The following is an 18,413-nucleotide window of genomic DNA, read 5'->3' on the forward strand; positions in this document are numbered from 1 at the left end:
ATGAAAACAAGCAAACTGGAAGCACTGGCAGGCATTATTCTCGAAGAAGACGCGCTGTTTTCGCTGGAAGATCTGTGCCGTACCTGCGCATTGCCTGCGGAAGAACTGCTGCAAATGGTGGACGAGGGCATTATTGAACCCCTCGACTACCAGCAAACCACCACCCAATGGCAATTTGCCGGGGAAAGTGTGGTACGGGTGCGTACCGTGATCCACCTTCAGCAAGATTTGGGCGTGAATCTGGCGGGCGCAGCATTAGCGGTGGAATTACTGGATGAAATCAAGGTATTGCGTCACAATCTCAAGCCTATTCAGCAAATTTTAATGGATGTTAAGGAGTAGAAAATGTCGAGTGTCGGTTATCACGAACCCATCGAAGAACTGTCGGATGCAACCCGCGATATGCACCGCGCCATTGTTTCGCTAATGGAAGAGCTGGAAGCGGTCGACTGGTATAACCAGCGGGCGGATGCCTGCAAAGATCCAGAACTCAAAGCCATTCTGGAACACAATCGTGACGAGGAAAAGGAACACGCCTCGATGGTGCTGGAATGGATTCGGCGCAAAGACCCGAGGTTTTCCAAGGAACTCAAGGATTACCTGTTCACCGACAAACCCATCGCGCACCCGTAAACGCCTGAATGTCAGGGGTTGTAGCCCCTGACATGGCCACTGACCCAGCGCAAGATTTCCAGCCATACGCCAATCCCCAACAGCAAGGCAAAACCAGCCAGCAACTGGGGTGCACCCATCGCGGTAAACCCCATAATGTCGCGCAGGAAAGGCACGGTAAATACCACGCTTAGCAACACCACGACTGCCCCAAATATCCCCGCAATCCACGGATTCCCACCCGTGATGCCATGCAGTACCGATTTCGATACATTGCGGTTGGCAAGGATGAGCAAGCATAAACCCAGCACCAGACCGATGAAGATAACACCGCGCATTTCCGCCGCATTGAAACCTTGACCATCCAGCAGCCAATGCCCAAACAGCAACACTTCCGCCACACCGATGCCTTGCAGCAGCGGATAAAGCAGCGTGCTAAAAGCAAACGGCGAATCCGTTAGTTGGCGCGGTGGGCGGGTCATGATGCCGCTGGCTTCCGGTTCGGCCTCAAATACAATCGAACAGGCAGGGTCAATCAGCAATTCCAGCAACACAATGTGCATGGGCAACAACAACAACGGCCAATGCAACAAGGCCGGAATCAGTGCCAGCACAATAATCGGCATGTGTACCGCAAAGGTGAACGCGGTTGCCTTGGTGATATTGTCGTAAATGCGCCGCCCTTGGCGGATTGCCGCGACAATGCTCGCAAAACTGTCATCCAGCAACACCAGCGCGGCGGCTTCGCGAGCAACATCCGTACCGCGTTCGCCCATTGCAATACCGATATTGGCGGCCTTGAGCGCAGGCGCATCGTTGACGCCATCGCCGGTCATGGCGACCACTTCGCCACCTTGTTGCAGTACCTGCACCAGCCGCAGTTTTTGTTCTGGCTGCAAGCGGGTGAATATATCCACCTGCTGCAACTGCTCATGCAATTCCGCATCGCTAAGTGCGGCGACTTCCGCGCCTGTCATGACTGCCGAACGCGTGCTCAGGCTGACCTGTTGTGCAATCGCCCGAGCTGTTGCGGGGTGGTCGCCGGTCATCATGATAATGCGCACCCCAGCGGCGCGGCATTCGGCAATCGCGGCAGGCACTTCCGGGCGCGGCGGATCAACAAAGCCCACCAGCCCCAGAAACGTAAAGGTGAAATCATGCTGGCTTTGCGGCAACTCAGTGCCTTGCCATTGGCCTTTGGCGACGCCCAAGACACGCAAGCCACGCTCTGCCATTTGGGTTACTTGCTGCTGGATCGTGTCGCGCTCAGCGGCAGGCAGATGGCACAAATCCGCCACCGCTTCAGGCGCACCTTTGCACGCCAGTAAGTGTTTGCTGGGTTCAGTGCTGGAGAACACCTGCGTCATCGCCAGTATTTCCGCCGACAAATCGTACTGAAATTCCGGCGCTTGCGAATGCCAATGTTCCGTGTCCCTCAACCATTGCTGCGCGAACACTTGAATGGCTTTTTCCATCGGGTCGAAAGGGTCAAGCGGCGTGGCTAACAGGGTGAATTCGGCGAGTTCGTGGAAGGCTTCGGGCAAAGCGTTTGCGCCGTCGTCGCGGAAGGTTTCACCAGCTACCAGCAATTCCGCCATCTTCATGCGGTTTTGGGTGAGCGTGCCGGTTTTATCCACCGCCAATACGGTGATTGCGCCCAAAGCTTCAACGGCTGTCACCCGTCGCGTTAATACTTTTTGCCGAGAAATACGCCATGCACCCAAAGCCAGAAACACGGTGAGGATTACTGGAATTTCTTCCGGCAAAATCGCCATGGCCAGCGCAATGCCGGACAACAAACTATCCAGAAACGCCCGCCCATCCCACAACCAGCCGAGCAACACCAGCAATGTGGCAAGCGCCAAACCCACGATGGTCAGGGTGAGAATCAGTTTACGTGAAGCTTGTTGCAAGCCGGACGGCGCTTCCTGTGTGGAGGACAACGCTTGCCCGATACGCCCGACGGCGGTATTGATGCCGGTCATGTATACTTCCGCCATCCCCACGCCTTTGGTCACGACGGTGCTGGCATACAGGGAGGCGGTGCTTTCGCCATCGGGTTGGGCAAAGCGGGTTCCTGCCGCTGCGGACGACTTGTTGACGGGCACGGCTTCGCCCGTGAGCAGGGATTCGTCCACGCTCAACTGCCCGTCCAGCAGCAAGGCATCGGCGGGAATGCGGTCGCCTTCGTGCAGCACCAGCACATCGCCGCGCACCACTTCGCGCCCCGGAATGCGAATTTCCTGCCCATCACGTATCACCAAGGCACGCGGCGCGGACAGGTCACGCAAGGATTCCAGCGCCCGTTGCGTCTTGCGCTCTTGTGCCAAGGTAATGCCGATGATGATGAACACGAAACCGAGCAGGAACAAAGCTTCGGCACGACTCCCCAGCGCGAGGTAAATACCGCCCGCCACCAAGAGCATCAGGAACATAGGTTCGGTGAATACGTTCAAGGCGATGCTGAACAAGGATTTGGGGGTACTGCCGGGAAGCAGGTTGCCGCCTTCAGATGCCAAACGGCGGGCGGCTTCAGCTTGGCTAAGCCCCGTTATATTTTTTTTCATACCTCATCCCGAATTTCCGGCATATTCTGCCCGTTAACATCTCTTATCCTCTGTTAGCGGCAAGCGGTCAAGGTCATGCTAAACTATCTGCATACTTCAACCAAAATGTTGCCACGCTATGATCCAATTTCCTTACGGTATCAGTGATTTCCAGCGAATTCGCTCCCAAGGTATGTTGTACCTTGACCGCACTGCCCACATCCCGGCGATAGAAGCCGCTGGGGATCAGTTGGTCTTTCTGCGCCCCCGCCGTTTCGGGAAATCTTTGCTGCTGTCAACGCTGGCGAATTACTACGACTGCCACACCGCAGATGAATTTCCTGCGCTGTTTGGCGGTCTTGCCATTGGCAAAAATCCTACTGCCGAACGTAACCAATACCTGATCCTGCGTTGGGATTTTTCCAAAGTGTCGGGGCAAGGTGATGTTGAACAAATTAAGCGCAATCTGTTTGAGCATATTAACGCTGCGGTAGAGGAGTTTGTGGAAAAGTACCGCAACACCCTGACCTCTGCCGTCACGATCTTGCCACATAATGCGATTGCTTCCTTTGAATCCTTGGCAGGCGCAGTCAAAAACAGCGGGCATACTCTCTACCTGTTGATCGACGAATACGACAATTTCGCCAATGAAATCCTCACCAGCGACCCGCGTGATCGAGTGCGCTACCACGACCTGCTGGAAGGCGAAGGCGTGTTGAAAACCTTGTTCAAAGTGATCAAGGCCAGTGCTTCCGAGAGCAAAATTTCACGCGTATTCATCACGGGCGTTTCCCCCGTGGTCTTGAGCGACATGACCAGCGGTTACAATGTCGCCACCAGTATTTATCTGGATGAAGACTTCAACGCACTTTGTGGCATCCCCGAAGTGGAATTACAGGGGCTTGTGCAACAGATTATACACGGGCATGGTTTAGCCGAGACGCACGTCGCCGAGGTGATGGAAACCTTGCGCCGCTTTTACAATGGCTACCGCTTCTGTAAAGATTTGACGCAAGCCACGGTGTATAACCCGACCTTGTGTTTTTACGCTTTACGCCATTACCAGAAAAAAGCCCAACTGCCCGACCAAATGCTCGACGGTAATTTGGCCATGGATGCGGGGCGTATCCGTTACATTGCCAACCTGCCTGTGGGTGCAGCCGTGATTGACCAGATTCTGGATGAAACCCGCACCACGCCCCTGCGACAACTGGAAACCCGGTTCGGGGTAGAGCAATTGCAGCGGGTGCAACACGATCCGAGCTATATGCTTTCGCTGCTGTACTTTTTCGGGGTGCTCACGATAACGGATGTAGATGGCATGGGGCGGCTGGTGCTAGCCATTCCCAATCTGGTGATCCGTGGCTTGTACGTGGAGCAACTCAAAGAACAAACCCTGCCGCGCTTTGAAGATCAGCAAACCGCGCAACATTTGGCGGAAGACTTCTACCAAACGGCTGACTTACAACCCGTGGTCGAATTCGTCGAGAACAAATATTTCGCCGTGTTCAGCAACCGTGATTACCGCTGGAGTAACGAACTCACGGTAAAAACGGCTTTCATGACACTGCTGTTCAACGATCTGTATTACATCATGGATTCGGAAGCGGTGGTGCAGCGACGTTATTCCGACTTGCTGATGATTATCCGCCCCAATATGCGGCGTTTCCCGTTGCTAAAAGACATTGTGCTGGAATTCAAATACGTGTCGCTGGCAGATGCCAAACTCACCGCAGAACAAGTGCGCAATCAATCCCGTGAAACCTTGGCAGCCTTGCCCGTGGTGCAAACCGCGATGCAGGCAGCGTTGACCCAGTTGCGGGATTACCGGCAGGCATTGGAAACCAAATACCAGCAGCCAGAACGTCTGCATTGTCTGGCAGTGGTGGCACTGGGGTTTGAGCGCGTGCTGTGGGAAGCGTCATGATGTGAAAGGGTTACCAGCATCCCGATAACTAATTCTAATGATTGAGCGTACTCACTAATTGATGATAAAGTGTTCAGGCTAAATTCATTTTGACGGGAAATAGGGCTATGTCTGAACAAATTGAAAACAATAAACTTGTACCAGTTAAAGATTTATTGAATAAAAAATTCTTAATTCCATCCTACCAACGTGGCTACCGCTGGACGTGTCGTCAGGTCAACGATTTACTCGATGATATTTTAGAATTCTCCCAAAATAATGTAGACAGTTACTATTGTCTACAACCTTTAATTGTTAAAGAAACAGAAAATGGTGACTATCAAGGCTTTTGGGAGGTTATAGATGGTCAACAACGTCTGACAACTATATACATTATTTTTAGTTATTTATTATCCAAAGAAAGACTCCCCATTTGCATTGACCTTGAAGAGTTTGAAATTCGTTATGAAACTAGAGAGCAACAAGGGTGCAATAGTGCTGATTTTCTAAAAAATATCAATAGAAAGTCAGATTTTGAAGCGAAAAATAACGTTGATTTTCTACATATGTCTAACGCTTACAAAACCATAGAAAAATGGTGTGGAAAATATGAGTTTAATGTCGATGTTTTATTGAGTAATGTTAGATTTATTTGGTACGATGTCAACAGAAAAGATCATAAAGAAGAAGATTCTCATTATGTCTTTGCCCGCTTAAATATGGGAAAAATCCAACTGACTAATGCAGAACTTATTAAAGCATTGTTCTTGCAACGAAAGAACTTTGGTGATCATGCGGAAACGATTAGACGTAAGCAACTTGAAATAGCTATGGAGTGGGATACGATTGAACTTGCTCTACAAGATGATGATTTTTGGTATTTCTTGAATACAGAAAAGTGCGAAACACCAACTAGAATCGAATTCATCTTTGATTTGATTAGAGATTCTGATGAAGATGAAGCAAAAAATCAAAAGAAAAATAAGTATATTAATTCCGATAAGTTTTACACGTTTTTCTATTTTCAGGAGAGATTTAAAAAAGATCCAATTGAGGTTATGTGGAGTTGTATTAAAAATAAATATATGATATTTAAAGAATGGTTTGAAGATGATAAACTTTATCAATTGATTGGTTTTATGATTGCTGCAAAAACACATAAAACTCATGATTTGATTAAATTGAACAGTAATAACAAGTCAAAAGTTCTCTTTGAAGAAAATCTAAAAGAAGAGATAAAAAAGACTTTGTGGAATAGTCATTCGGATTTGAGCTTTATTGATAAGTTAAAATATTATGATAAGGATAATAAAAAATTAATTGGAAATATTCTGCTATGGTTTAATGTGACATATACATCTCTTCAATATAAAGACAATAAAATATACCGCTTCCCCTTCGGATATTACAATCGTGTTTGTGAAAGCACGCCTTGGAGTTTAGAGCATATACATGCACAGAAGTCCGAACATCTCAAAAAATTAGAGCAGTGGCGAATTTGGTTTTCAGATCATTTACTCTTTTTGGAAAAAGATACCACAAACTCTAACGAAGTAATTATTGCCGAAATTAAAAATGAAATTAAAAATATTGATGATGCACGTAAAGATAAAAATATTCAAGAGGAAATAGATTATCAAAGTGAAACCATGAAAAGGTTTTTAGGCATTTATGCTCAAGTTTTCTCATTGTTTGGTATTGAATCAGATGGCATCGAAAATCTTGCATTGTTAGATGGTCGTTCAAATACAGCACTGAGTAATTCGATTTTTGCAGTAAAACGTCAAAAAATTATTGAAATGGATTTGAATAAGAATAATGTTTTTATTCCTCCCTGTACTCGTCATGTGTTTCTTAAGTACTTTACTAACTATCCTTCTCAATTTTATTTTTGGAGTAAATCTGATGCAGATTCTTATTTAAAAGCTATTAAGAAAAATTTAGAAGAGTCTTTGCTGATTGAAGAAGGTGAAAATAAATGAATTTTTGTGAGCTTATTGAAAAATATACCATTACGATTCCTATGATTCAGCGTGATTATGCTCAAGGGAGGAAATCAGCAGCAGAAGGAAACATCAGGAGGGAACTATTGTCTGATGTAGATAAAAATATTAACACTGGTCTACATCTTGATTTTATATACGGTTCTGTTGACGAGAAACTGCTCATATTTACTCCCTTAGATGGCCAACAACGTTTAACAACGTTATTCTTGTTACATTGGTATGTGGCAGCGAGAAATAACTATTTGAATGATAATGAAAAGAATAGGCTAACAAAATTTCGATACGAAACAAGAATAAGTTCCACAGATTTCATAGCAGCACTGGTTGATAGTATTGGAAGTATAACAGTAGAAAATACATCTAAGAAAAACCTTAGTGAAAAAATCAAAGATTGCACATGGTTTTTTTCATCTTGGGAACATGACCCAACAGTATCGGCGATGTTAGTAATACTGGATGCAATCCATGAGAAATTCTGTGGAAAAATTGATTCTTTAGTAAATATTAACAAGCTAACATTCGATTTTATAAATCTTGATGATTTCAAGTTAACCGATGATTTATATATAAAAATGAATGCGAGAGGTGTTCCATTAACACCGTTTGAAAATTTTAAGTCAAAATTTGAAAAGCTACTTTTATCTGATAAATTAAAAAAAGAAACATTTGAAGAAAATCCAAAGAAGTATTTTCTAAAAGACTATTTTTCAAATAAGATTGAAACTGATTGGGTTGAAAATCTTTGGGAATATGTTGAAGAAAAAGAAATTTGTGATCTTAAATACTTGACGATTGATAAGTCATTCATGCGTTTCTTTTGGTATATCACTGAAATGCTTTATTTTAAAAGTGGCAATTTTTTAAAAAGCAATAGTGGGAAATTAAAGATACATAATTTCAAATATGATCATGATGGTGATCCAGATATTGATTATGCTGTTGTTGACGAAGTGTATGATGGTAATCTAGGAAATATTCACTATCTTTTCAAGATTTTAAATAAAATAAAAATAATAAAGTCTTTAATTGATGGTGTTTTATCCTATGAACATCAAGAAGGAAAAGTTTCTTTATTTACAAAGAACTTTGATCTTCTTGCTAAAGTCATGAAAACAGAAAAGGGGACAGAAAGAATTGATCATCAAAGCAAGTTAATTTTGTTTGCAATAATAAATTATGTATATCATGACTTTGATGAAAAAAAGCTAGGTGATGATCACTTACATGATTTAGTTCGTGTTGTCAGGAATTTACTAGTTAGAGTAAGAAAACAATCTGGCATTTCGTTTTTCTCAGATTTAAATGATGAAAAAATGTATAATTGCATTAATGTCATGCGTAGCCTAACTTGTGATGGAAATGTTTACAGAATACTAGAAAATGAACCTCATGAAAATTTCTTGATTAATAATGAGCAGTTGTATTCTATTCATTCTGAAATTAAGAAAGCTAAATTGATAACACAATATCCAGAATTGAGGGAGGCTATCTTTAAGCTTGAAGATCATCTTGAAGTTAAGGGAGCTATTCATAACTTCATGCCAGAAATAGAAGAAAGCTTCAGTAGTGAATTCATTGTAACTTTTCAAAAACGTGTAAAAGCATTTAATGAGATATGGAGTCAAAACTGTTCGCGAATTGTAAGAGGATTTTTGGTAGTTAGCAATTATAGCACCTGGGCAGGTGGATCTTCTAATTTAGGCGGTTTGTGGTTTTTTGGGATTAAAAATAATTGGAATGTTATTCTTGCAAAGAACACCAATAACGAAAATAAAGATTTCTTGGTAAAGTATTTGAGTGAATGCTGCAAAAATAATTTATCGCTTGATGATTTAATAAATAATTATATTAATTCATGTGATCGTGAAGGAGAGCTAGAGTGGAAATATTACTTTATAAAATATAGTTGGATGACTTGTGCGGGAGGGCGTTATAAAAATATATTTGCTTGGAAAAATAAATATGGATTTAGAGTGCAAGATTTCTCAGGAATTAGATCAAGTGCAGAACATGTGAATCCGTATGCTAGAACGGTTAAATCTATAGTTAATAAGCATATTGATGAGAGCAAAACATTTTCTTCAGGCAATGAAGAGAATCCATTATGCTTGAAAGAAGATGATATAAAATTATTCTGTGAAGAAAATGGCTGGAGGGTAGAGATTACTGACATTCCTACTCATAACAATACATGTTTCATCGACTGTTGGTTGATTACCAATCTTCCTAATATTCAAATAGAAGCTGGAAAGGCATGGCTCAAACCAACAGAAAAAATGGACATGATCGAAGTTGCCGTTGCTTTTATTTGCGAATTATATCAGCTAGACAATCCATTGGATAAAAATAAAGTGGTTGATGGTTGTGCGGAGGGTGTTGCATGAATGACCTAAGCCTTGTGGCAGCCCGTGCTAAACTCTCTGCATACCCCAACCAAAATGTTGCCACGCTATGATCCAATTTCCTTACGGTATCAGTGATTTCCAGCGAATTCGCTCCCAAGGTATGTTGTACCTTGACCGCACTGCCCACATCCCGGCGATAGAAGCCGCTGGGGATCAGTTGGTATTCCTACGCCCGCGTCGTTTCGGGAAATCCCTGCTGTTGTCAACGCTGGCGAATTACTACGACCGCCACACCGCCGATGAATTTCCAGCACTGTTTGGCGACCTTGCCATTGGCAAAAATCCTACCGCCGAACATAACCAGTACCTGATCCTGCGTTGGGATTTTTCCAAAGTGTCGGCTCAGGGTGATCTTGCCGCCATTACTGGCAACCTATTCCGCCATCTGAACGAGTGCATCAAGGGTTTTGCGCAAAAGTATCAGGCAATCCTCCAGTTTCCGATCACGGTTTATCCAGAAGATGCGTTGGCGAGTTTTGATTCTTTAACCAACAGTGTGAAAAACAGCGGGCATACTCTCTACCTGTTGATCGACGAATACGACAATTTCGCCAATGAAATCCTCACCAGTGACCCGCATGATCGGGTACGTTATCACGACCTGCTGGAAGGCGAAGGCGTGTTGAAAACCTTGTTCAAAGTGATCAAGGCCAGTGCTTCCGAGAGCAAAATTTCACGGGTATTCATCACCGGCGTTTCCCCCGTGGTCTTGAGCGACATGACCAGCGGTTATAACGTCGCCACCAGTATTTATCTGGATGAAGACTTCAACGCACTTTGTGGCATCCCCGAAGTGGAATTACAGGGGCTTGTGCAACAGATTATGCACGGGCATGGTTTAGCCGAAACACACGTCACCGAGGTGATGGAAACCTTGCGCCGCTTTTACAATGGCTACCGCTTCTGTAAAGATTTGACGCAAGCCACGGTGTATAACCCGACCTTGTGTTTTTACGCTTTACGCCATTACCAGAAAAAAGCCCAACTGCCCGACCAAATGCTCGACGGTAATTTGGCCATGGATGCGGGGCGTATCCGTTACATTGCTAACCTGCCGGTGGGTGCAGCCGTGATTGACCAAATTCTGGATGAAACCCGCACCACGCCCCTGCGACAACTGGAAACCCGTTTCGGAGTTGAGCAATTGCAGCGGGTGCAACACGATCCGAGCTACATGCTTTCGCTATTGTACTTTTTCGGGGTGTTGACGATAGCGGATGTGGATGGCATGGGGCGGCTGGTACTGGCCATTCCCAATCTGGTGATCCGTGGTTTATACGTGGAGCAACTCAAAGAGCAAACCCTACCACGCTTTGAAGACCAGCAAACCGCGCAACATCTGGCAGAAGACTTCTACCAAACGGCTGACTTACAACCCGTCGTCGAATTCGTCGAGAACAAATATTTCGCCGTGTTCAGCAACCGTGATTACCGCTGGAGTAACGAACTCACGGTGAAAACCGCCTTCATGACACTGTTGTTCAACGATCTGTATTACATCATGGATTCGGAAGCGGTGATCCAGCGGCGTTATTCCGATCTGCTGATGATTATTCGCCCCAATATGCGGCGTTTTCCGCTGCTGAAAGACATTGTGCTGGAATTCAAATACGTGTCGCTGGCAGATGCCAAACTCACCGCAGAACAAGTGCGCAATCAATCCCGTGAAACCTTGGCAGCATTGCCCGTGGTACAGGCAGCGATGCAGGCAGCGTTGACCCAGTTGCGGGATTACCGGCAGGCATTGGAAACCAAATACCAGCAGCCAGAACGTCTGCATTGTCTGGCAGTAGTCGCACTGGGTTTTGAGCGGGTGCTATGGGAAGCGTGCTAACGTTCGACGCTATTGGCTTTATCCGAATCAATGCGCCCGTCCACCAACTCAATAATGCGGTCGCAACGCTGCGCCAAACGCGGGTCGTGGGTGACGATTAAAAAGCTGGTATCGCTGGCTGCATTCACGCGGCGCAGCAAATCAAACACGTTATCGGCAGATTGGGTGTCGAGGTTGCCAGTGGGTTCGTCGGCGAGCACCAGCGCAGGTTGCATCACCAACGCACGGGCAATGGCAACGCGCTGTTGTTGCCCACCCGACAAATCATTGCTCATGTGCCTGCCCACTTTACTCAGCCCTACTTGCTCAATCAGCTCCGCAGCGCGTAAGCGCATCGCCTCATCGGGACGACCACGAGCGGCGAGCATGGGCAACATCACGTTTTCCAGCGCGGTGAATTCAGACAGTAAATTGTGGAACTGGAACACAAAGCCGATGGCTTTGGCACGCAGCAACGTGAGTTCACGATCCTGCAAGTGGCTAGTCGCCTGCCCGGTGATGAACAGCTCCCCCGCAGTGGGTTTGTCGAGCAAACCAATCAAGTTTAGCAGCGTGCTTTTGCCCGACCCCGAAGGGCCAATCAGCGCAACAAATTCGCCACGTTCAATGGTCAAATCCAGCCCGTGCAGCACTTCGGTTTCAGCAGGCAAACCGATATTGTAGGCTTTACGGATACCCTTAAGTTGCAGGGTAATGGCGTTAAGGTCAGCCACGAATCGCCACCGCCGGGTCAAGCCGCGCCGCCTGCAATGCCGGGAACAGCGCGGCCAGTGTTCCCACCAATGTTGCGCCCACGGCTGCGTACACAAACAGCATCGGGTCAAACGTAATCGGGAACAATTGGGTACCATCGGCGTTAACCGCAATCTTGCGCCACGCATTTAAAAACAGCCAACCGACCCCCGCACCTAACAGCGAACCCATCAAGCCCGTCAACGCGCCTTGCAGTAAAAACAGCCGCAAAATTTGCTGCCGCGACGTGCCCGTTGCCCGCAAGATGCCAATCGCTTTAGATTTCTGCACCACTGACACCACCAGTACACTAGCGATACCCAAGGCGGCAGTCAGCCCCACGAAAAAGCGAATCACGGTGTTAGACATGGACTGTGCCTCCAATGCGCTAAAGAATTGCGCGTTGGTGGCAATCCAACTGTCGACCTTCAAGCCGGTTTGCGCCTGAATGGTTTGCGCCACGGTTTCCGCTGTAAACGGCGCTTCCAGATTAACTTCGACACTGGTGACACCGCCCGCCAAATCGAGCAGGCTTTGCGCAGTACGCAACGCGATGTACACCGAACGTGAATTCATCCCGCTATTGCCGAAATCGAAAATGCCGCGAATGCTCAAGGTTGCCGTGCCGCCGGAAGCGGTTTGCAAATTGAGTTTATCGCCTGTCCACACGCCCAAGTCTTTCGCCAAATCCATACCGACCAAGATGTCCGTGCCAGTGATATTGGCTGTGCCTGCGATGATTTTGCTATTGAGGGCAATAAGTTGCAGGTAGGTTTCGGGTTCAATACCGGTCAAGCCGACGGCTTTGTTAGCTTCGCCGCGCACGATAAAACCCGCCCCCGCTACCACCGGAGCGACCACGCTAACCCCGTCCATTTTAGCTACTTGGGCGAGTACGGTTTGCCATTGGTCGACCGACTGCAAGCGTTGCGCCCGTGGTTGTACCAGCGTGGCGAGCATCCCTTCCCCCGCTTTGTGCAAGGGGCGGGACACTTCTTTGGGGGGCAGAATCACGATTTGCGCCTGAAAATCCAGCGTGCGGCGAAACAGATTGGTTTGCAGGCCGCTAATCAGGGCAGAGATAAACACAATCACCGATACACCGAGCGCCACACCGGACATGATCAGCAAGGTTTGCATCCGGGCTTCACGCATGAAGCGAATCGCCAGAATCCATTCAAACGGGAAGACAGTATTCATGGCGGCAATGTCACCCGCACGTGCTGGTCAGCTTTGATCAGAGGGGTGCTTGCCAGAATCACGGGTTCGCCTGCGGCTAGACCGCTTAACACTTCCACGTTTTCGTCGCCGCGCAAGCCCAGTGTGACGGTTTGGTGGACAGTGCGGTTATTGCGCACCACCAGCACCCACGGCGCATCACTGCTGGCCTCCCGTAATGCCCCGGTGGGAATCACCAGTGCGTCAGGCTTTTGGGCAGTTTCTATGTCGACTGAAACGGTCATGTCTTGGCGCAAATAATCCGGCGGGTCTTTGACGCGCAGCTTTACTTCTACTGCGCCGCGTGTGGCATCTACGCCGGGGTTGATGTAGGCGACTTCGGCATTAAAACGTTGTTGGGGGAAGGCATCGGCGGAGCTCAACGCGGCTTGCCCGAGGGCGAGTTTGGCGAGGTTCTTTTCGTCGATTTGCACTTCGATCTGGGTTTCGCCTTGCGCCGCCAACACCATCAAGGCTTTGCCTGCGCTGGCAATATCGCCCGGTTCGATGCTGCGGCTGATCAGCGTGCCGTCAGCGGGCGCGAGGATAGTATCTTGCGCCAACTTGACCTGTGCGAGTTGCAAGGAAGCGCGGGCTTGTGCCAAGGCGGTTGTGGCAAGCAGAGCATCACTGCCGGTGGGTTGGTTGCTTTGTACTTGTAATTGGGCTGCCGCCAGTTTGCTGTTGGCGACATCGAGGTTGCGCTGGGCGGTATCCAGTTCGGTTTTGCTGATGTATTTTTGGTTGTTGAGCGTGCGGATGCGGGTGAGTTGCAAGCGGGTTTGGTCGACATCGGCTTGTGCTTGGCGCAGTGTTTCTTGCGCGGTGGGCAGACTGACTTCACGTTGCTGGCGCAGCTTGGCTTCGGCCAATGCCACAGCGGTGGTTGCTTGCGCGAGGCTGGCGCGGTCGGTGCTGTCTTCGAGCTGGATGAGTAATTGCCCGCGTTTGACTTGCTGGCCTTCTTGCACCGGAATGTGACTAACACGCCCGGTGACTTCCGCCGCCACGGAGACGCGCTGCGGCCAAGTGACGCGCCCGCTGGCAACGACGGTTTGGCGCAATTCGCCCTTCATGACGGCATGGGCTTCAACGGGTGTGCCGAAGATCAGATTGCGGGCGACATAGCCGCTGAGGAGTAGCACAATCAAAACGGCAATGGCGATTTTCAGCCAATAAAGTGGAACTCTGGTGACGGCGGGAATCGGAGCAATGGTGGGAACGGCGATTTTTGCCGAAACGTTACTTAGCGCTTTTGTCACTTTTATCGTCATCATCTGCAAACGGGATTTTGGCGTCTTTTTGATAGCCTTTTTTTGCCCCTGGGCGATACACGTAAACCACAACGGCGATGAAAGCTAGTGGTATCAGGTAATATATCCAGTTGTCCATTGTTGTTGCTCCTTGATTAAACATTCGCTATCTGGTTGATTCCACAGAAAACCAGAGTTGAGCGGACACGCTGAAGCAGGCTTCCAACGCTGGTCTGCTGCTTCGCGGACAGGCGTCTCGGAACACGCTGTTATACCGACTACTATAGCCATAATAATGACTGCCCGCACAGCAGATGCATATGACGTTTTCATGTGAAAAACCTACTTTTCTTTGAGGCGCTGCACGCAAACTTTCTGAGAGGTGGCGTGTACCGCAGGACCAAACTGATTATAGACTGCCACATCCGCCGCATCCCGACCGTAGCCAAGCACCACATAGCCGCCTTTTAGCTCAGCTTGCGTCGCATCAAATGTATACCAGCGCCCGCCCACATAGGCTTCAAACCAAGCGTGTAAATCCATTGGCTCCAGCTCGTAGAGATACCCCACTACCATGCGTGCGGGGATGCTCAAGCTGCGGCACAGCGCAATACCAAGGTGCGCAAAGTCGCGGCAAACACCCGATTGCTTAATGTTAACTTCCACCGCCGACACTGGAACATTGCTGCTGCCCGGTGCAAAGAGGATATTGGCACGCAACCACGCCACAATCGCGGCGACCTGATCGTAACCCACCAATTGGTCTGCGGTAATTTCGGTTGCCATTTCCCCAAAGCGGTCTGATTCACAGTAACGGCTGGGCAACAAGTAACTGAGTTCCGCATCGGGCAAATCTTGAACGGCAACAAACGGCGCTCCCGGTGCTTGATCCACCTCATCAGCGGTCACTACTTCGGCCGAGGTGTACACCGTGAAAATGCCCGGCGGTGCAACCAACCGCTGGCAAAGGTTGCCGTAGTTATCAGTAAATTCAAACACCGGTACACTGGGCACGAGGCGATATTCTTCACGGGTAATCCATTGCTGCATACCACTGCGGGGTCGCAACATCAGCACAAACGGCGTCGGTGTAGGAATCTCGAACGCCAAATCACAACTTGTATATAAGCGCATAGTGTTACTCAGGTGCATCCACGTAGGAAATACAGCGCTAGCAAGATCGGAACCGGAATTCCTACGAGCCAAAGCAATATCCAGCCTATTTTGCCTTTTTCTTTGCTACGCATAGCGCATGTCTCCTTGCTTAAATCGTAGCGACCTTAGCGGACGCTATTGCCGATGACCCCACCGACGGCTGCACCGCCGACAGTACCGACGGTTGATCCACCTGTCACCGCACTACCGGCAACCGCGCCGACACCCGCACCAATCGCGGTATTTTTCTCGCGAGTTGTCATATCGGCGCAAGCCGCGATACTCAGTAAGACTGTAAGAGTCACTGCACTAGCAGTTAATTTACGTAACGTTTTCATTTCAAATACCTCATACCCATTAATAGGGAAAACGATAAAACAAATTATTCAGGCAGCATCACTATCACTTCAGACGATAGGTAACGCCCATGAATAATGACTTGTCGATTTCGTCATTACCGTTGCCAGCAATGTCGTCACTGACTTTGGATAAAGCAGCTACCGTATCAAATGCCAGTTTATTACTAATGTAATAACGGTAGGTAGAACTCACCGCATTGGTGGTCGTATCCAGATCCGTTATATCGTTATGGTCATAATCCAGTGCCCAGCTATTCAACCAATCCACGCGATCCGATAATTCGTGTGTCAGGCTCATGGCATTTTTGGCGGTATAGCTTTTATCACTGTCTTGCAAAATAGCCGAGGCGGACGCTTCATTGGAAAACTGCGTCAAATTACTCAGCGGTCGGTGATATTCCGCACCCACATCCAAAGCGGGTTTGGTATCACTGCCATCATAATCCTTGAGGACTTCACTCACGCCCACTTTCGCTAACCAGCCGTATTTACGGGTGGAAATACGTTCGTTCACCAATACGTCACGCGCTTTGAGAATGCCAATAGCACCCAGTTCACCTGCCGTTTTACCTGTCGCTTGCAGGACTTTCTCAATATCGGCCATCCAGTATTGCTGGTAATCCACTGCACCATATTGGGTACGGTATTCGGCCTCTTTGGCAATAATATTGGCGACTTGGTTATATTCCGCCTTGGTTAAGCTGCCAGTCAGGCGTTTTTTATCCGTCAATGCCTCTACCATGCGAATCGCTTGTGCCATCGGGGTAACATTGACGACACGACCATAACCAATACCGACACCCGCTTTCACACGCGGGTCGTCCGCACCCTTTTTAACACCGACTTCGCCCGCACCATACCAGAAAGCACCTTTACTATTGGGCTGGAAATATTTGTTCATACTTCCCCCGCCCGTGCCAATATAATTTTCCTGAGTGGCATCCCCGGCATTAGAGCCACGCTTGGAAGAGCCTTGCAGATCGCCGTTGATTTTAATATCACGGTCAGGCGAGCTGAAAACCCGTTCATAGTTCATGTCCAGATTCAAATCATGACTGGTTTGATCCTGATTGCCGCTATTCACATTCAAACGGCCTGACACATAAGCATCTTCATAGGCGCTAGTGGGTTGTTCATAATCGAATAGCGTCACCTCTTCTGCCATAACAGGCGCAGTTGCACCCAACAGCGCAGAGGCAACACCGAGAGCTAGCATTGATTTTTTCATTTTATTCATATCCATAAGTCACTACCAAAACTCATCACGGGAAGTTCCGTAGAGCTTTATTTTTTCAAGGCAGCTTCTGCTTCCTGTTTTTCTCGTGCCGCTTTTTCAGCAATACTTTCAGCGGTATTCCCGACAGCATCCGAAGTGGCGGCTTTAGCTTTATTGGCTTCCTCCCGCATCGCATCGGCGGCTTCACCTGCTTTCTGCTTAACCTCATCGGCCGCATCTTGCATGTTTTCTTTGGCCTCATGTGCGGCATCTTTCACGCTTTCATTCGCGTTGTGAGCAGCATCCATTGCCTTCTTTTCAGTATCATTGTCACAGCCAAGCAAAGTTGCTGCAATTAACAGGGGAAATAAAACAAGATTAATTTTCATAAAAACTCCATTAAAGATTCGTTTCGAGCTTCATGCCTTCGGCATCAATTTTTAAGCCAGTGATGGCGGCTTCAGCTTCTTCAAGGCTAAAGTTATAACGTTCTTGTAATTTACCGACAAGCACTTCAACCTTGCCGCCGATTTCCAGTAAATCATCATCAGTCAATTTACCGAATTTCTCGCGCACTTTGCCTTTCACTTGATGCCAGTTTGCTGACATATAGTTCGTATTCATGGTGTTGATCCTTTAAAGCGCTTGTTAGCTTTTTTGATAGAAATTAAAGAGTAAGGCAACCCACTTTTTTCTTTGAGGGGAGAAATAAGTGAGTTACCTTAAATATGCCAGACTGTCAGTAAAACTTATCAGAAGAGGAGTAGAATCAGGCTTTGAACTTGGCGGCAGCATGTTGAACGGAAGTACTCCACGCATTCCACGCTGTTTCCACACCCTCTTTAAGATCCTCCCATGCGCCATCACTGGCTTCGCCCAGCTCTTTCAATCTGGCTTTGGTGTCATCAAACCGTTGTTCAAGTTCACTCATCTGCTTGTTATAGCTGATGCGGGTATCGGCTGACACTACTTTGGCATGGGCTTGGAACTCGGCTAATTTAGCTTGAGCCAAGGCTAACTCGGCTTCGACTTTTTGTTGATAGTCTTCTTTAGTATTCATAATGCATTTCCCTTATCGGAGGTGATATTAATTTTTTCTAAAAACCTTATACCTATATTAGGCGCTATATTTTTTACTATAGCAAGGCAAATCATAAAGAGAAAATCAAAT

17 protein-coding genes are annotated in these 18,413 nt (G+C 47.6%); 6 read left to right on the plus strand and 11 right to left on the minus strand.

Annotated features, from left to right (window positions below):
• The gene (locus J9253_RS10310) at positions 1–342 is read left to right on the plus strand and encodes a chaperone modulator CbpM (protein ID WP_228291562.1); all 342 of its coding nucleotides are present in this window, start codon (positions 1–3) and stop codon (positions 340–342) included.
• 3 nt (positions 343–345) lie between these two features.
• On the plus strand, positions 346–633 hold the full coding sequence (locus J9253_RS10315; protein WP_210224477.1) for an encapsulin-associated ferritin-like protein: 288 nt from the start codon (positions 346–348) through the stop codon (positions 631–633).
• An 11-nt stretch (positions 634–644) separates the two neighbouring features.
• On the opposite strand, the gene J9253_RS10320 is transcribed toward J9253_RS10315, so the two are convergent.
• On the minus strand, positions 645–3,179 hold the full coding sequence (locus tag J9253_RS10320) for a cation-translocating P-type ATPase (RefSeq protein WP_210224478.1): 2,535 nt from the start codon (positions 3,177–3,179) through the stop codon (positions 645–647).
• Between the two features lie 118 nt (positions 3,180–3,297).
• Here J9253_RS10320 and J9253_RS10325 point away from each other — a divergent pair, with 118 nt between their 5' ends.
• From J9253_RS10325 to J9253_RS10340, 4 genes are all read left to right on the plus strand, one after another.
• Entirely contained in the window at positions 3,298–5,085 is a 1,788-nt protein-coding gene (locus J9253_RS10325; RefSeq protein WP_210224479.1) for an AAA family ATPase, read from the plus strand.
• A gap of 107 nt (positions 5,086–5,192) precedes the next feature.
• Positions 5,193–7,046, plus strand: coding sequence for a DUF262 domain-containing protein (locus J9253_RS10330; RefSeq protein ID WP_210224480.1), 1,854 nt, complete (start codon positions 5,193–5,195; stop codon positions 7,044–7,046).
• Positions 7,043–9,454: a DUF262 domain-containing protein gene (locus tag J9253_RS10335; protein ID WP_210224481.1), complete on the plus strand. Its 2,412-nt coding sequence runs from the start codon at positions 7,043–7,045 to the stop codon at positions 9,452–9,454. Before J9253_RS10330 ends, J9253_RS10335 begins: the two co-directional genes overlap by 4 nt.
• A gap of 67 nt (positions 9,455–9,521) precedes the next feature.
• Complete coding sequence (locus J9253_RS10340; protein WP_210224482.1) at positions 9,522–11,309, plus strand: AAA family ATPase; 1,788 nt, start codon at positions 9,522–9,524, stop codon at positions 11,307–11,309.
• Here J9253_RS10340 and J9253_RS10345 read toward each other — a convergent pair.
• The 10 genes from J9253_RS10345 to J9253_RS10390 all read right to left on the minus strand — a co-directional run bounded on the left by J9253_RS10345 (position 11,306) and on the right by J9253_RS10390 (position 18,302).
• The gene (locus J9253_RS10345) at positions 11,306–12,022 is read right to left on the minus strand and encodes an ABC transporter ATP-binding protein (RefSeq protein ID WP_210224483.1); all 717 of its coding nucleotides are present in this window, start codon (positions 12,020–12,022) and stop codon (positions 11,306–11,308) included. The genes J9253_RS10340 and J9253_RS10345 overlap by 4 nt on opposite strands.
• Positions 12,015–13,241: an ABC transporter permease gene (locus J9253_RS10350; protein WP_210224484.1), complete on the minus strand. Its 1,227-nt coding sequence runs from the start codon at positions 13,239–13,241 to the stop codon at positions 12,015–12,017. The genes J9253_RS10345 and J9253_RS10350 overlap by 8 nt, the downstream gene beginning before the upstream one ends.
• Positions 13,238–14,521, minus strand: coding sequence for an efflux RND transporter periplasmic adaptor subunit (locus tag J9253_RS10355; RefSeq protein WP_210220949.1), 1,284 nt, complete (start codon positions 14,519–14,521; stop codon positions 13,238–13,240). Before J9253_RS10355 ends, J9253_RS10350 begins: the two co-directional genes overlap by 4 nt.
• Positions 14,502–14,651: a CcoQ/FixQ family Cbb3-type cytochrome c oxidase assembly chaperone gene (locus J9253_RS10360; protein WP_210220950.1), complete on the minus strand. Its 150-nt coding sequence runs from the start codon at positions 14,649–14,651 to the stop codon at positions 14,502–14,504. Before J9253_RS10360 ends, J9253_RS10355 begins: the two co-directional genes overlap by 20 nt.
• Before the next feature lie 203 nt (positions 14,652–14,854).
• Positions 14,855–15,646 carry a transglutaminase-like domain-containing protein gene (locus J9253_RS10365; protein WP_210220951.1) on the minus strand — a complete coding sequence of 264 codons (792 nt, stop codon included), beginning with the start codon at positions 15,644–15,646 and terminating at the stop codon, positions 14,855–14,857.
• Positions 15,647–15,792: 146 nt separating this feature from the next.
• A complete protein-coding gene (locus J9253_RS10370; RefSeq protein ID WP_210220952.1) occupies positions 15,793–16,005 on the minus strand; it encodes a glycine zipper 2TM domain-containing protein in 213 nt (70 codons plus the stop codon).
• 64 nt (positions 16,006–16,069) lie between these two features.
• The gene (locus J9253_RS10375) at positions 16,070–17,254 is read right to left on the minus strand and encodes a DUF481 domain-containing protein (protein ID WP_228291346.1); all 1,185 of its coding nucleotides are present in this window, start codon (positions 17,252–17,254) and stop codon (positions 16,070–16,072) included.
• A gap of 56 nt (positions 17,255–17,310) precedes the next feature.
• Positions 17,311–17,631, minus strand: coding sequence for a hypothetical protein (locus J9253_RS10380; protein WP_210220954.1), 321 nt, complete (start codon positions 17,629–17,631; stop codon positions 17,311–17,313).
• A 10-nt stretch (positions 17,632–17,641) separates the two neighbouring features.
• Entirely contained in the window at positions 17,642–17,866 is a 225-nt protein-coding gene (locus J9253_RS10385; RefSeq protein WP_210220955.1) for a CsbD family protein, read from the minus strand.
• Positions 17,867–18,011: 145 nt separating this feature from the next.
• Positions 18,012–18,302 (minus strand): sll1863 family stress response protein, encoded by a 291-nt coding sequence (locus J9253_RS10390; protein ID WP_210220956.1) that lies wholly within the window; start codon positions 18,300–18,302, stop codon positions 18,012–18,014.
• Positions 18,303–18,413 lie beyond the last annotated feature (111 nt).

It is taken from the genome of Thiothrix litoralis, from assembly GCF_017901135.1.
Classification (GTDB): Bacteria; Pseudomonadota; Gammaproteobacteria; order Thiotrichales; family Thiotrichaceae; genus Thiothrix; species Thiothrix litoralis.